The 13,812-nt window shown below is 69.9% G+C and carries 13 protein-coding genes; 10 read left to right on the forward strand and 3 right to left on the reverse strand.

Going from position 1 to position 13,812, the window contains the following annotated elements:
• The first annotated feature begins 120 nt into the window (after positions 1 to 120).
• From tatA to OKJ99_RS23665, 9 genes are all read left to right on the forward strand, one after another.
• Positions 121 to 417: a Sec-independent protein translocase subunit TatA gene (gene tatA, locus OKJ99_RS23625; RefSeq protein WP_326019371.1), complete on the forward strand. Its 297-nt coding sequence runs from the start codon at positions 121 to 123 to the stop codon at positions 415 to 417.
• 51 nt (positions 418 to 468) lie between these two features.
• A complete protein-coding gene (gene tatC / locus OKJ99_RS23630) occupies positions 469 to 1,443 on the forward strand; it encodes a twin-arginine translocase subunit TatC (RefSeq protein ID WP_326019372.1) in 975 nt (324 codons plus the stop codon).
• A 42-nt stretch (positions 1,444 to 1,485) separates the two neighbouring features.
• Entirely contained in the window at positions 1,486 to 2,388 is a 903-nt protein-coding gene (locus OKJ99_RS23635; protein WP_326019373.1) for a diacylglycerol kinase, read from the forward strand.
• 43 nt (positions 2,389 to 2,431) lie between these two features.
• The gene (locus OKJ99_RS23640) at positions 2,432 to 5,242 is read left to right on the forward strand and encodes a DEAD/DEAH box helicase (RefSeq protein ID WP_407700750.1); all 2,811 of its coding nucleotides are present in this window, start codon (positions 2,432 to 2,434) and stop codon (positions 5,240 to 5,242) included.
• 357 nt (positions 5,243 to 5,599) lie between these two features.
• Positions 5,600 to 7,291, forward strand: a complete 1,692-nt coding sequence (locus OKJ99_RS23645; RefSeq protein WP_326019375.1) for an ATP-binding protein — start codon at positions 5,600 to 5,602, stop codon at positions 7,289 to 7,291.
• A complete protein-coding gene (locus tag OKJ99_RS23650) occupies positions 7,288 to 7,695 on the forward strand; it encodes a roadblock/LC7 domain-containing protein (protein ID WP_266721521.1) in 408 nt (135 codons plus the stop codon). Before OKJ99_RS23645 ends, OKJ99_RS23650 begins: the two co-directional genes overlap by 4 nt.
• The gene (locus OKJ99_RS23655; protein ID WP_326019376.1) at positions 7,692 to 8,099 is read left to right on the forward strand and encodes a DUF742 domain-containing protein; all 408 of its coding nucleotides are present in this window, start codon (positions 7,692 to 7,694) and stop codon (positions 8,097 to 8,099) included. Before OKJ99_RS23650 ends, OKJ99_RS23655 begins: the two co-directional genes overlap by 4 nt.
• Positions 8,080 to 8,727, forward strand: a complete 648-nt coding sequence (locus tag OKJ99_RS23660) for a GTP-binding protein (protein ID WP_326019377.1) — start codon at positions 8,080 to 8,082, stop codon at positions 8,725 to 8,727. The genes OKJ99_RS23655 and OKJ99_RS23660 overlap by 20 nt, the downstream gene beginning before the upstream one ends.
• A gap of 75 nt (positions 8,728 to 8,802) precedes the next feature.
• Positions 8,803 to 10,347, forward strand: a complete 1,545-nt coding sequence (locus OKJ99_RS23665; RefSeq protein ID WP_326019378.1) for a cytochrome P450 — start codon at positions 8,803 to 8,805, stop codon at positions 10,345 to 10,347.
• Between the two features lie 49 nt (positions 10,348 to 10,396).
• Here the strand turns inward: OKJ99_RS23665 and OKJ99_RS23670 are convergent, their stop codons facing one another.
• The 3 genes from OKJ99_RS23670 to OKJ99_RS23680 are packed head-to-tail and all read right to left on the reverse strand — an operon-like array spanning position 10,397 to position 13,182.
• Complete coding sequence (locus OKJ99_RS23670) at positions 10,397 to 11,356, reverse strand: pseudouridine synthase (protein WP_326019379.1); 960 nt, start codon at positions 11,354 to 11,356, stop codon at positions 10,397 to 10,399.
• Positions 11,357 to 11,389: 33 nt separating this feature from the next.
• Positions 11,390 to 12,223, reverse strand: coding sequence for a siderophore-interacting protein (locus OKJ99_RS23675; protein ID WP_326019380.1), 834 nt, complete (start codon positions 12,221 to 12,223; stop codon positions 11,390 to 11,392).
• Between the two features lie 50 nt (positions 12,224 to 12,273).
• Complete coding sequence (locus OKJ99_RS23680; protein WP_326019383.1) at positions 12,274 to 13,182, reverse strand: 5'-3' exonuclease; 909 nt, start codon at positions 13,180 to 13,182, stop codon at positions 12,274 to 12,276.
• Between the two features lie 285 nt (positions 13,183 to 13,467).
• Between OKJ99_RS23680 and OKJ99_RS23685 the strand changes: the two genes are divergently transcribed.
• Positions 13,468 to 13,812 (forward strand): ATP-binding cassette domain-containing protein (locus tag OKJ99_RS23685; RefSeq protein ID WP_326019381.1); only part of this gene is annotated, 345 nt, incomplete at its 3' end.

Consider the following 13,812-nt stretch of genomic DNA (forward strand, 5'->3'; position numbering starts at 1 on the left):
GCCTCGTGTTTACCCCCACGGGATACGATCGCTGCCAGCACGGTGGTCGGACAACAGTCCGAGGTCCGATCGGTACCGGCAGCCCCGCCCCCTGCCGCCTCAGTGAGAAGGTAAACGGATATGTTCGGAAGGCTCGGTGCACCCGAGATCATCCTGATCCTCGTAGTGGTCATTCTGCTGTTCGGCGCGAAGAAGCTTCCCGACATGGCGCGTTCGCTGGGCAAGTCCGCCCGCATCCTCAAGAGCGAGGCCAAGGCCATGAAGAGCGAGGGCGGCGACAAGTCGGCCGCTCCCTCGGACCCGCCGCAGCAGGACGCCTCGACGCCTCCGTCGCAGCGCACCATCCAGGCGTCCCCCGGTGACGTGGACAGCTCGCGTCCCGTGAACGAGCAGACGAACCAGACGACCAAGAGCTGATCGAAGGCCGCCCCTGCCGCGGCGGCCTGACGCACGAGATGAGGACGTGGGTTGCTCAAGTCTGCCCGCAAAGAGGAGAAGGACCCCGAGGGGCGGATGCCGCTCGCGGAACACCTGCGTGAGCTTCGCAACCGGCTCGCGAAGGCGCTCCTGGCCATCGTCGCGATCACGGTCGTCGCCGCGTTCTTCTACAACGACATCATCAACCTGATCACCCGGCCGATCCTCGACTCGGTCGGCTGTGAGCAGTCGTTCTCGGAGCTGGCCAAGACCGCATCGGACAAGCCCTGCGCCCAGATCACCCTCAATGGTCTGCTCACCCCCTTCACGCTGGCGCTGAAGGTGTCGCTGATGGCCGGTGTCGTGGCGGCCTCCCCGGTCTGGCTGTTCCAGCTGTGGGGCTTCGTGGCGCCCGGACTGCACCGGCACGAGAAGAAGTACGCGTACGCGTTCGTGGGCACGGGCGCGCCGCTCTTCGTGGCCGGCGCCTACTTCGCCTACTCGGTGCTGCCGACGACGGCGAAGGTCCTCATCGAGTTCACTCCGGGCAACGCGCAGAACCTGCTGCCGCTCGACGACCTGCTCGACCTCGTGCTGCGCATGGTGCTCGTCTTCGGCCTCGCCTTCGAGCTGCCGCTGCTGCTCATCTTCCTCAACCTGATCGGGGCGATCACCGGTAGGAAGATGCTCGGCTGGTGGCGCGCGATGATCATGGGCATCACGGTGTTCGCCGCCGTCGCGACGCCGAGCACGGACCCGCTGACGATGCTGGCGCTCGCCGGCCCCATCTGGGTCCTCTACTTCGGAGCGGTGTGTTTCTCGCTCCTCAACGACCGGCGCAGGCGGCGGAGCGAGGCCGAGGGGCCCGATGACGACGAGGCCTCCGAGCTCGACCTGACACCCGAGGACATCGGCGAGATCGAGACCGTCCCGGCGAGCCGGGCGCTGCCGGAGCAGGCGACCTCCGAGCGCGGGGACGTGGCGACACGGACCGACCGGGTCAACGGTTACGACGATGTGACCTGAGGTAACTCCAGTTCAGGGCGGGGTACTTGTTAGTGTCCGCCCGTGAGCAGTGAGATCACCCTCTTCGTCAATCCCACCGCGGGACACGGCCGGGGCGCACAGGCTGCGCAGCCGGCCGCTTCCGCTTTGCGGGCAGCAGGTTTCCAGGTGCGCACCGTTGTCGGAGCGGACGCCGACGACGCCCTCGTACGCGCGCGTGAAGCGGTGGGCGAGGGGACCGGGGCGCTGGTGGCGGTCGGCGGGGACGGCCTCGTGAACCTCGCGCTGCAGGCGGTCGCCGGGACCGACACGCCCCTCGGGATCGTCGCCGTCGGAACCGGCAACGACTTCGCCCGCGCCCTCGGCCTTCCGATACGCGACCCGGCCACGGCCGGGAGACTCGTCGCCGACGGGCTGTTGGGCTCGCTGAGCCGCGAGATCGACCTCGGCCGGATCGGCGACCACTGGTTCGGCACCGTGCTCGCCTCCGGCTTCGACTCCCGCGTCAACGACCGCGGCAACCGGATGCGACTGCCGCTCGGCCGCTTCAAGTACGACCTGGCGATCGCGCTGGAACTGGCCACCTTCAAGGCGGTGCCGTTCAAGCTGACCCTCGACGACGGCTCCGTACGCGAGGTCGCCGCGACCCTGATCGCCGTCGGCAACGGGACCTCGTACGGCGGCGGCATGCGGATCTGCGCGGAGGCCGACATGAGCGACGGGCTGTTCGACGTGACCGTGGTCGGGGACTGCTCCCGTACGACCCTGCTGAAGGTGTTTCCGCGCGTCTACAAGGGGACCCACCTCGACCACCCGGCGGTGAGCGTGTACCGGGCCGCGCGTGTCGAGCTGGCCGCCGAGGACATCACGGGCTACGCGGACGGGGAGCCGGTCGGCGCGTTGCCGCTGGTCGCGCAGTGTGTACCGGGGGCGGTGCGGATCCTCACCGGAGGCCGCACCGGATAATGATCGTCCGATGTCAGTGGTCGTCGGTAGGCTGGAAAGCACGATGACAGAGGACCTCTCACCGGCCGAGCGGTATGCGGCAGCCCGTAAGCGGGCCGTCGAGCAGGCCACCGCGCTCGCTGACTTCCGCGAGATGTACGACTTCGGCCTCGACCCCTTCCAGATCGAGGCGTGCCAAGCGCTGGAGGCGGGCAAGGGTGTCCTGGTCGCGGCGCCCACCGGCTCCGGCAAGACGATCGTCGGCGAGTTCGCCGTACACCTTGCCCTGCAGCAGGGCAAGAAGTGTTTCTACACGACACCCATCAAGGCCCTGTCGAACCAGAAGTACCAGGACCTCTCGAAGCGCTACGGCGCGGACAAGGTCGGCCTGCTCACGGGCGACAACAGTGTGAACAGTGACGCGCCCGTGGTCGTGATGACCACCGAGGTGCTGCGCAACATGCTGTACGCGGGCTCGCGGTCGCTCCTCGGGCTCGGCTACGTCGTCATGGACGAGGTGCACTACCTCTCCGACCGCTTCCGTGGCGCCGTCTGGGAAGAGGTGATCATTCACCTCCAGGAGTCCGTGACACTCGTCTCCCTGTCGGCGACGGTGTCGAACGCGGAGGAGTTCGGCGACTGGCTCGACACCGTGCGCGGCGACACCGAGGTGATCGTCTCCGAGCACCGGCCCGTGCCGCTGTTCCAGCACGTGCTCGCCGGGCGCCGGATGTACGACCTCTTCGAGGAGGGCGAGGGCAGCAAGAAGGCGGTCAACCCCGACCTGACGCGGATGGCGCGCATGGAGGCCAGCCGCCCCTCGTACCAGGACCGCAGACGCGGCCGGCACATGCGCGAGGCCGACCGGGAGCGGGAGCGCAGGCAGCGCTCCCGGATCTGGACGCCGGGCCGCCCCGAGGTCATCGAGCGCCTCGACTCCGAGGACCTGCTGCCCGCCATCACGTTCATCTTCAGCCGGGCCGCCTGCGAGGCTGCGGTCCAGCAGTGCCTGTACGCGGGGCTCAGGCTCAACGACGAGGACGCGCGGGCCGAGGTCCGTTCGATAGTCGAGGAGCGCACGGCGGCGATTCCCGACGAGGATCTGCACGTCCTCGGCTACTTCGAGTGGCTCGAAGGCCTGGAGCGCGGCATCGCCGCGCACCACGCGGGCATGCTGCCGACCTTCAAGGAGGTCGTCGAGGAGCTGTTCGTCCGCGGCCTGGTGAAGGCCGTGTTCGCCACGGAGACGCTGGCGCTCGGCATCAACATGCCCGCCAGGTCGGTGGTGTTGGAGAAGCTCGTCAAGTGGAACGGCGAGCAGCACGCGGACATCACGCCCGGCGAGTACACGCAGCTCACGGGCCGCGCGGGGCGGCGCGGTATCGATGTCGAGGGCCACGCCGTGGTGCTGTGGCAGCGCGGCTTCAGCCCCGAGTACCTGGCGGGGCTCGCGGGCACGCGCACGTACCCGCTCAAGTCGAGCTTCAGGCCTTCGTACAACATGGCGGTGAACCTGGTCGAGCAGTTCGGCCGGCACCGCTCCAGGGAGCTTCTGGAGACCTCGTTCGCCCAGTTCCAGGCGGACAAGTCCGTGGTCGGGATCTCGCGGCAGGTGCAGAAGAACGAGGAGGGGCTCGAGGGCTACAAGGAGTCCATGACCTGCCACCTCGGCGACTTCGAGCAGTACGCGCGGCTGCGGCGTGAACTCAAGGACCGCGAGACCGAGTTGGCCAAGCAGGGCGCCGCGCAGCGGCGCGCGCAGGCGGCGGCCGCGCTGGAGAAGCTGAAGCCCGGTGACGTCATCCACGTGCCGACGGGGAAGTTCGCGGGCCTCGCGCTCGTGCTCGACCCGGGCCTGCCCGCCGGCCGGTCCAACGGGCATCGCGGTTTCGAGCACCACGACGGTCCGAGACCGCTCGTGCTGACCGCCGAGCGTCAGGTCAAGCGGCTCGCCTCGATCGACTTCCCGGTGCCCGTCGAGGCGCTGGAGCGGATGCGCATCCCGAAGTCCTTCAACCCGCGCTCGCCGCAGTCCCGGCGCGACCTCGCCTCCGCGCTGCGCACCAAGGCCGGCCACATCGAGCCGGACCGGCACAAGAAGAAGGGCCGCTCGCAGGCCGCGGACGACCGGGAGATCACGCGGCTGCGGGCCGAGCTGCGGGCGCACCCGTGCCACGGCTGCTCCGACCGCGAGGACCACGCGCGGTGGGCCGAGCGCTACTACCGGCTGAAGCGGGACACCGGGCAGCTGGAGCGGCGGATCGAGGGGCGCACCAACACGATCGCGCGGACCTTCGACCGCATCGTCAAGCTGCTCACCGAGATGGACTATCTGCGCGGTGACGAGGTGACCGAGCACGGAAAGCGGCTCGCCCGTCTCTACGGCGAGCTGGACCTGCTCGCCAGCGAGTGCCTGCGGGACGGCGTCTGGGAGGGTCTGAGCCCGGCCGAACTCGCGGCGTGCGTCTCGGCGTTGGTGTTCGAGGCGCGGGTCTCGGACGACGCGCTCGCGCCCAAGCTGCCCGCGGGCGGGGCCAAGGCGGCGCTCGGCGAGATGGTGCGGATCTGGGGGCGGCTCGACGCCCTGGAGGAGGAGTTCCGGATCAACCAGGCGGAGGGTGTGGGCCAGCGCGAGCCCGACCTCGGCTTCGCCTGGATCGCGTACCAGTGGGCCTCGGGCAAGGGGCTCGACGAGGTGCTGCGGGAGGCCGAGATGCCGGCCGGTGACTTCGTGCGCTGGTGCAAGCAGGTCATCGACGTGCTGGGGCAGATCGCGGCGGCCGCACCCACGGAGGGTTCCACGGTGGGGCGCAACGCGCGAAAGGCCGTGGACGCCGTGCGCAGGGGAGTCGTCGCCTACTCCTCGGTGGGGTAGCGGCCCGGGAGCGGAAGCAGAGCGTACGTCGGCGGGCCCGCCTGGATGCCAGGTGGGCCCGCCGCTGCGTTCGGGTGCGTTCGCGCGCGCGGACGCCATTGCTCCACGTGTACGAATCGCGACCGAGCGTGTAAATGGAGCGAGTGTATTCCTGTCACGGGGCTGATTTCAGGGCCTTGCTGAATATGACACGGCGATGATCCGGCCGGACTAAGCTCGCTCACAGCGCACCGAGTTGAGATGAATTCGGCCGCTTGTTCTCTTATGCGCCGAAGCTCCATGATGTGGCGCACCTGAAGCGTGACGAACCATCCTGAATCTCCGACGTTCCCAGACCCGACCGTTCAGAGGGCATACATGGTGAGTGTTCAATCGCCTCCCGGTGGCCGAGAAGTCCCCTATCTACGCGTGCTGTTGCTGCCTGCCATGGTCTTGGCGGCCGCCACCGGAGCGGCCACGGCCCTGGTCACGGAGTCCGCCCGACCGGCCGTCGCCCTGTGCGGCGCGCTCGGCGTGCTCCTCGTGCTCGCCGTCTCCGCCGAGGCGGTCCGTCGTGGCCGCGTCAACAGGGCACAGCGCGCCCAATACACCCGGCACGTAGCCGAGTTGGAAGCCCATGTCGCCGCCCAGGAACACCGCACGATGCGGGTGGCCAAGGAGGTCTTCCCGCACGCGCTGTACCGGATGGCCTCCGGCGACAGGCCGCGCGACGCCGTCCGCAACACCTGCGACTCCGAGCCCGCCTTCCGTGATGTCACGCCGGGCGAGCGCGAGTTGATGAGCGTGGCCCTCAAGCAGGTCGACGACGAGATCACGATGCGGGACGGAGCGCAGCGCGCCTTCGTCTCCGTCGCCCGTCGCGTCCAGGCCATCGTGCACAAGCAGGCCGAGGAACTCCGCGAGATGGAGGAGGACCACGGCCGCAACCCCGAGGTCTTCGACGACCTGTTGCGCGTCGACCACGGCACGGCCCTGATCGGCCGCCTCGCCGACTCCGTCACCGTCCTCGGCGGCGCCCGCCCCGGGCGCCAGTGGCCCAAGCCCGTCAAGCTCTACAGCGTGCTGCGCGGCGCCATGTCGCGGATCCTCGAGTACCCGCGCATCGACCTGCACGCCATCTGCGACGTGGCCATCAGGGGCGTCTCCGTCGAGCCGGTCATCCACGCCTGCGCCGAACTCCTCGACAACGCGACCCGCTACTCGCCGCCGACGACCCGCGTGCACGTCACCGCGGTCGAGGTGCAGACCGGCATCGCCATCGAGATCGAGGACGGCGGCGTCAGCCTCAGCGAGGAGCAGCGCCGCAAGACCGAGGGGATGCTGGACAAGGCCAAGGCCGGCTACGACCTCAACGACCTCGGTGAGAACCCGCGGCTCGGTCTCGCGATCGTGGGCCGGCTCTGCGCGATGTACGACATGCAGATCTCGCTGCGCCAGTCCGCGTACGGCGGCGTGCGCGCGGTGCTCGTCGTGCCGCGCGCCATGATGAGCACCCAGCACGCCCCCGGCCTCGCCCACGGCATCGGCGCCGCCGCCGTGCCCCGCGTCGACCACAAGGGCGTACCGGTCAAGGAGGAGCCGCGGCTGAAGAAGACGCGCCGCCCCACCACGGGCCCGCGTCCCGTCACCGGCCCGCGTCCCTCCGCCCCGCTCGTCGCCGCGATGGAGGACGACGTTCCCGTGGTCACGGAATGGCGGGCCAACGGCCTGCCGCAGCGGCGCAGGAAGTACGACACGAAGGTCATCGAGGACCAGATCATCGTGACGCCCCGCAACCCTGACCTCTCGACGCCGCCACCCGCAGGGCCCGCCCCGGCGGCGTACGGGGCACCGGCCTCCGCCCCACCCGGGGAGCCGGACCAGCACGGCGGGGCCGAACAACCCGAACCCGGCCTGTGGGTCGAGGCGTTCATGAACGGACTGAGGCCCGAGGGGGGCCAGGCCGAGGCGGCCGACGCGGTGGGGCACACCGCGCAGGACCCGGGGGGTTCGGCCAAGCCGCATGACGACGCGTACAACCAGCAGGTCGACGAGGGAGACCGCAAGTGATCCAGCAACGGGCCAATTTCGACTGGATGCTCAAGGAGCTCGCCGAGTGCGTGCCCAATGTGAAGCAGGTGGTCGTGCTCTCCTCGGACGGGCTGCGCATCGCCCGCTACGGCGGCGACCCCGACGCCGCCGACCGGATCGCCGCGGCCTGCGCGGGACTTCAGTCGCTCGCCTCCGCCGTGGCCACGGAGATCCCGGAGAGCAGCGGCAAGATGAACATGGTCATCATCGAGGTCGACGGCGGCTTCTTCTATCTGATGGCCGCGGGCAAGGGCGCGTATCTCGCCGTGCTCGCCGACCAGTTCGTCGACGCGGGCCTCGTCAGTCATCAGATGCGCGATCTCGTCATCAGGATCGGAGCCCATCTGACGAGCCCGCCCCGGCGCAACGGCCAGACCGTATGACGCACCGTCCCCCCGAACCCCCGTTCCGGGAACCACCGCCCAAGCGCGAGCGCCGGGCACAGCAGGGCGACGAAAAGCCCGACCCCGAGCGTCTCTACGTCATCACGGGCGGCACCGACGGGAGCGACCGCGCGCCGCTCGACCTGGTGACCTTGATCGTGGCGCGCGGCGAACCGCCGCCGGCGTCGCCGCCCGAGCAGGCCGCCGTCATCCGCCTGTGCAAGACGCCCCTGTCGACGGCTGAGATCTCGGCCTACGTCAATCTGCCGTTCAGCGTGGTCACCGTGCTGCTCGGCGAACTCCTCGCGGCCGAGCTGGTGCAGGCGCGCGCGCCGGTGATCCGAGGCTCGGTCGCGGACCGTTCCCTTCTCGAAGCGGTGATGCATGGACTACAGAAGCTCTGACAGCGCGGCCGGGGCCGACACCGCGATGAGCGTGCACATTCCGGGGCCCCGGGCCGAGGAACGACTGCCTGACACCGTCACGTCGGCCGTCAAGATCGTCATCGTGGGCGGGTTCGGCGTCGGCAAGACCACCATGGTCGGCTCCGTCAGCGAGATCCGGCCGCTCACCACCGAAGAGACCATGACGCAGGCGGGCATCGGCGTCGACGACAACTACGGTTCGGAGACCAAGACCGCCACGACCGTGGCCATGGACTTCGGCCGGATCGGCATCACCGAGGAACTCGTCCTGTACCTCTTCGGCACGCCGGGGCAGGAGCGGTTCTGGTTCCTGTGGAACGGCCTGTTCGAGGGCGCGCTCGGCGCCGTCGTGCTCGTCGACACCCGCCGCCTCGAAGTCAGCTTCGACGTGATCGGGCGGCTCGAAGAGCGCGGAGTGCCGTTCGTGATCGCCAACAACACCTTCCCCGACGGGCCGAGTTACCCCACCGAGGAACTGCGTACGGCGCTCGACCTGGACCCCCTGGTGCCCATCGTCGAGTGCGATGTCCGCCGCAGGGCGTCGAGCCGCGAGGTGCTGCTCACGCTGATGCGATTCCTGCATGAGATGGCGCTGCACCACGCCTGATGCCTCGTCAACCACCTTATTCCTTCGCGTAGTTCGCTTCTTCTTCCGTCGAACCACACCGACCGGAGCATTCCCGTGACGTCACCCTCCCAGCCTCCTCAGTCGCCCACCGCTTTCGACGCACTCGGAGACTCCTCGCTCGCGCCGCCGCCCGGCTGCCCCGCACACGCCCTCGGCCCCGACGGCCTCCGCAGGCTCTACGGCCCCGAGGCCGACGCGGACCTCGCCGGTGTCTACGAGAAACTCCGTGCCGAGTACGGCCCGGTCGCCCCGGCGCTCATCCACGAGGACGTCCCCATGTGGGCGGTGCTCGGGCACAGCGAGAACCTCCAGATGGTGAGCACCACGGCCCTGTTCAACCGGGACTCCCGGAACTGGACCGCCGTCAGGGACGGCACCGTCAAGCCCACGCACCCGCTCGCCCCGGTCTTCACCTGGCAGCCCATGTGCGCGATGGAGGAGGGCGCCGAGCATCTGCGGCTGCGCAGCGCGGTCAACGCCGCCGTCGAGACCGTCGAACACCGCGAGCTGCGCCGCGCCATCAATCGGGGCACGCAGGAGATCATCAACCGGTTCTCCGAGCGCGGTCGCTGCGAGGTCGTCAGCGAGTTCGCCGAACACCTCCCGATGATGGTGATGCTGGAGCTGCTCGGCGCACCCGAGGCCTACAGCGAGCGCATCGTGCAGGCCACCCGCGATCTGCTCAAGGGTGGCGAGACGGCCATCGCGTGCAACGAGTACCTGATGGGGATCCTGACGGACCTCGCCGTGCGGCGCCGCGCCGAGCCGCTCGAGGACGACTTCACCAGCACCCTGATCACCTCCCCCTCCGGGCTCACCGACGAGGAGGTCGCGCAGACCCTGCGGCTCATCCTCATCGCCACGTACGAGGGGTCGGCCAACCTCATGGTGAACGTACTGCGCGTGGTGCTCACCGACCCCCGGTTCCGCGCGCGACTCAACGGCGGGCAGATGACCGTGCCGGAGGCGGTCGAGCAGTCGCTGTGGGACGAGCCGCCGTTCAGCGCCAACGTCGGCTACTTCGCCAAGGCGGACACGGAGCTGGGCGGGCAGCGCATCCGCGCCGGGGACGGCCTGATCTTCGGCATCCAGCCGGGCAACGCGGACCCGAGGGTGCGGCCCGAACCCGGCGCTCCCATGCAGGGCAACCGCTCGCACCTCGCGTTCGGTGGCGGCCCGCACGAGTGCCCCGGGCAGGACATCGGGCGTGCGGTGGCGGAGATCGGGGTCGACGCGTTCCTGATGCGCCTGCCCGACGCCGAACTCGAAGTCCCCGAGAGCGAGTTGAAGTGGATTTCGACGATCATGGGGCGGCATCTGGTGGCGCTGCCGGTGGACTTCACACCGCGTCCGCCGCAGGACGTGAAGTCCCAGCCGGGCCAGTTGCCTTCGCAGCGGCCGGACTGGAAGATCACTTCGGGCCTGCCTGCCACGCCGCCGTCGGCCGCGCCACTGCCGGCCGCGACGCCCGCGCCTGCCGCACCGGTGGCACCCGATCCGGCCGCGCAGCCGCCGGGCCCGTACGCGCATCCGTACCCGCAGGAGCCGGCCAAGCCCGGCGTCTGGCAGCGGTTCCTGCGCTGGTGGCGCGGTGAGTGAGCCGGAGTCTTAGGGCCGTAGGGCCCTAGGGCCGTAGGGCCCCAGGGTCCTAGCCCGGTCCCCGGTCCCACCGCTCGTACGAGGTCCAGGCCGTGAGTTCCCTTCGGCTCGCGAAGCGGTGCTCGCGGCCGCTCACCGGGTCGGTGAACTCCAGGGTCCGGGAGAGGAGTTGGAGGGGGCGCCGGAAGTCGTCGTCCGCCGCCCGCTCGGCCACTTCCGGGAAGAACGGGTCGCCGAGGATCGGCAGGCCGACGCGGTTCATGTGGACGCGCAGCTGGTGCGTGCGGCCGGTGTGCGGGGTGAGGCGGTACAGCGCCAGGTCCCCCTTGTGCTCGGCGAGTTCGATGCGGCTCTCGGCGTTCGGCTCACCGTCCGGCACCTCGAACGCGGCGAGCCGTCCCGGCTCCTTCTCGATCCGGCCGCGCAGGGTGACGGGGAGCTCCACCCGCGGGTCGTACGCGGCCACCGCCTCGTACTCCTTGGTGACCCGGCGATCGCGGAACAGGGTCTGGTACCGGCCGCGCTCCTCGGGTCGCACCACGAACAGGACGAGCCCGGCCGTGAGGCGGTCGAGGCGGTGGGCCGGGCTCAGCCGCTCGATGCCGAGGTCGCGGCGGAGCCGGGCGAGGACGGTCTCGGTGACATGGCTGCCGCGCGGCGTCGTGGCGAGGAAGTGCGGCTTGTCGGCGACCACGATGTGCTCGTCGCGGTACACGACCTCGACGGCGAACGGCACGGGGACCTCGGGTGCGAGCTCCCGGTGGAACCACACGGTGCCGCCCACCTCGTAGGGGCTTTCGGCGGTGACCGGGTGCCCGTCCGCGGTCACGAACGCGCCTTGCGCGATCATCCGGTCGATCACCGCGTCCTCGGCGGGAAGCGTGTGCACGAGGTGATCCCGGACGGTGCGCCCCGGCCCGCCCTCCGGCATCCGCACGCGAACGGCGTCGATGCCTTCGCGCTGCGGGAGCGGGGAGGGCGGCGGGGCGGGGCGCTTGCGTCTTCTCACAGAGGGAAAGGGTACGGCGGCCGGGGCCGGGGATCAGGCCTCCTGCTCGGCCTCCACCTGCGCGTTCCAGTCGCGCTTCGAGGCCTGCCAGCCGTCCTCGTTGTGCCCGAGGCGCCAGTAGCCGGAGATCGACAGGTCCTCGCGCGGGATCGCGCGGTCGATCCGCAGATGCCGGCGCAGCTCCTTCACGAAGCCCGCCTCGCCGTGCACGAACACCTGCGGGCGGCCCTCGGGGAAGTCGAGCCCGGTCACCGCGGAGACGAGCGCCTGCCCGACCGGGCGTCCGGCGCGGTGCAGCCAGGTGACCTCGACGGAGGAGTCGATCTTCTGCTCCTCCTCGGGGCCCTCGACCTCGACGAAGGCATGGGCCCGCGCGCCCTCGGGCAGCGCTTCGAGGGCGGCGGCGATCGCCGGCAGGGCGCTCTCGTCACCGGCCATGAGGTGCCAGTCCGCCGTGGTGTCCGGGTGGTAGGCGCCGCCGGGGCCCATGAAGTGGATGGTCTCGCCCACCTCGACACCCGCCGCCCACGGTCCGGCCAGGCCCTGGTCGCCGTGCACCACGAAGTCGAGGGTGAGCTCCAGGGTGCTCGGGTCCCAGGTGCGCACCGTGTACGTACGCGTCACGGGCCACTGGTCGCGGGGCAGCTCCTCGCGGATCCTGGCCATGTCGAAGGGCTCTTCGTATGTCACCCCGGCCGGCGCGAAGAGCAACTTCACGTAGTGGTCGGTGTGTTCGAGCTCTTGCGGGAAGTCCGCGAGCCCCTCACCGCCGAGCACCACCCGTCGCATATGGGGCGTGAGGCTCTCGGCGCGCACGACCTGTGCGGAGCGGGCCTTGCGGGGCGGGCGTGCGGGGCGCTCGGCCATGGGCGGTCTCCCTATGTCCACTGTTAGTTAGGTATACCTAAGCTAACACCTCATTCTGAGAGGGTGCTGAGGAGGCGCTGCAAAGAACCTCCCAAGCCCCAGCGGGTCGCCAACTCCTCAAGGGCCGCGGCGTCGTGCGGCTCGCGCGGCAGTGCCGTGTCCACCTCCGGCAGCGGTACGTCGCCCGCGACGAGCACCACCGTCGGCGCGACCGCCAGATACGGGCGCGCCTCGTCGAGCCGCCTGCGCTGCGTCGGCGTCAGCTTCGACTTCGGGTCGTCGACGGCCGCCATGATCCCGGCCAGGTCCCCGTAGCTCGCGAGCAGCTTCGCCGCCGTCTTCTCGCCGACACCGGGCACGCCCGGCAGCCCGTCGCTCGGGTCGCCGCGCAGCAGCGCCATGTCCGCGTATCCGGCGCCGTCCACCCCGTACTTCTCGCGGAGCAGGTCCTCGTCCGTCACCTGCAGCGTGCCGACGCCCTTCAGCGGGTACAGCACGCGCCGCTCCAGCTTGTCGTCGACCAACTGGAAGAGGTCGCGGTCGCCGGTGACGATGTCGACCGGCCCCTCGGCCCGGCCCGTGAACGTACCGATCACGTCGTCCGCCTCGTATCCCGGCACGCCCACGCGCGCGATGCCCACCGCGTCGAGCACGGCCTCGATGATCGGGACCTGGGGGGAGAGGGTGTCGGGGATCTCCTCCTCGTCCGGCGATCCTGCCGGTGTCTCCTCGGCGACGCGGTGCGCCTTGTACGAAGGGATGAGGTCGACGCGCCACTGAGGGCGCCAGTCCGCGTCCATGCACGCCACCAGATGGGTGGGGCGGTGGTCGTGCACGAGGCGGGTGATGAATTCGAGGAGCCCGCGCACCGCGTTCACCGGGGTGCCGTCCGGGGCCTTCACCGAGTCCGGCACCCCGAAGTAGGCCCGGAAGTACAGAGATGCGGTGTCGAGCAGCATCAGGCGCCGGTCGGCCGATCCTGTCGTGGATGTCGTCTGGGTCACGTTCGCATCATGCCGCACGCCACTGACAGTCACCCACCGTGAGTACGTGATCAGCGTGAGTGAACAGGCTGTGAACTGGGTAACTTCCCCGTTTGTTTCAGATAAACGGGGGCAGGCGCGGCAACGGAGCGGTGCCGGTCCGTACTTCAACCATTGAGGTCGACCGGTCAAGCGGACGGATCCGTATCGCTCTACGGCCCGCCGGCGGGGGAGGCGGGCCGTGTTGTTTCGACCCGAGAGGTGTATGTGTCCAGGCTTGAAGCCGAAGACCTGTACAAGGTATTCGGCAGACGACCCGATGAGGCTGTGGAGAAGCTCCGCAGCGGTGCAGACCGTGAGGAGCTGCGCGCCGAGGGAACCACCGCCGCCGTGATCGACGCGTCGTTCACGGTGGAGTCCGGCCAGATCTTCGTCGTCATGGGTCTGTCGGGATCCGGTAAGTCCACGCTCCTGCGGATGCTGAACGGACTCCTGGAGCCCACCGCGGGACACGTGCGCTTCGACGGTCAGGACCTGACGGCGCTGGCTCCCAAGGAGCTGCGCGGGGTGCGTTCCCACAAGATCAGCATGGTGTTCCAGCACTTC

This window comes from Streptomyces endophyticus (assembly GCF_035798155.1).
Lineage (GTDB): Bacteria > Actinomycetota > Actinomycetes > Streptomycetales > Streptomycetaceae > Streptomyces > Streptomyces endophyticus.

Coding starts and splice junctions, on each gene's coding strand:
- tatA (WP_326019371.1), top strand. CDS start 121: ATGTTCGGAAGGCTCGGTGCACCCGAGATCATCCTGATCCTCGTAGTG.
- OKJ99_RS23640 (WP_407700750.1), top strand. CDS start 2,432: ATGACAGAGGACCTCTCACCGGCCGAGCGGTATGCGGCAGCCCGTAAG.
- OKJ99_RS23645 (WP_326019375.1), top strand. CDS start 5,600: ATGGTGAGTGTTCAATCGCCTCCCGGTGGCCGAGAAGTCCCCTATCTA.
- OKJ99_RS23655 (WP_326019376.1), top strand. CDS start 7,692: ATGACGCACCGTCCCCCCGAACCCCCGTTCCGGGAACCACCGCCCAAG.
- OKJ99_RS23660 (WP_326019377.1), top strand. CDS start 8,080: ATGGACTACAGAAGCTCTGACAGCGCGGCCGGGGCCGACACCGCGATG.
- OKJ99_RS23675 (WP_326019380.1), bottom strand. CDS start 12,223: ATGGCCGAGCGCCCCGCACGCCCGCCCCGCAAGGCCCGCTCCGCACAG.
- OKJ99_RS23680 (WP_326019383.1), bottom strand. CDS start 13,182: ATGCTGCTCGACACCGCATCTCTGTACTTCCGGGCCTACTTCGGGGTG.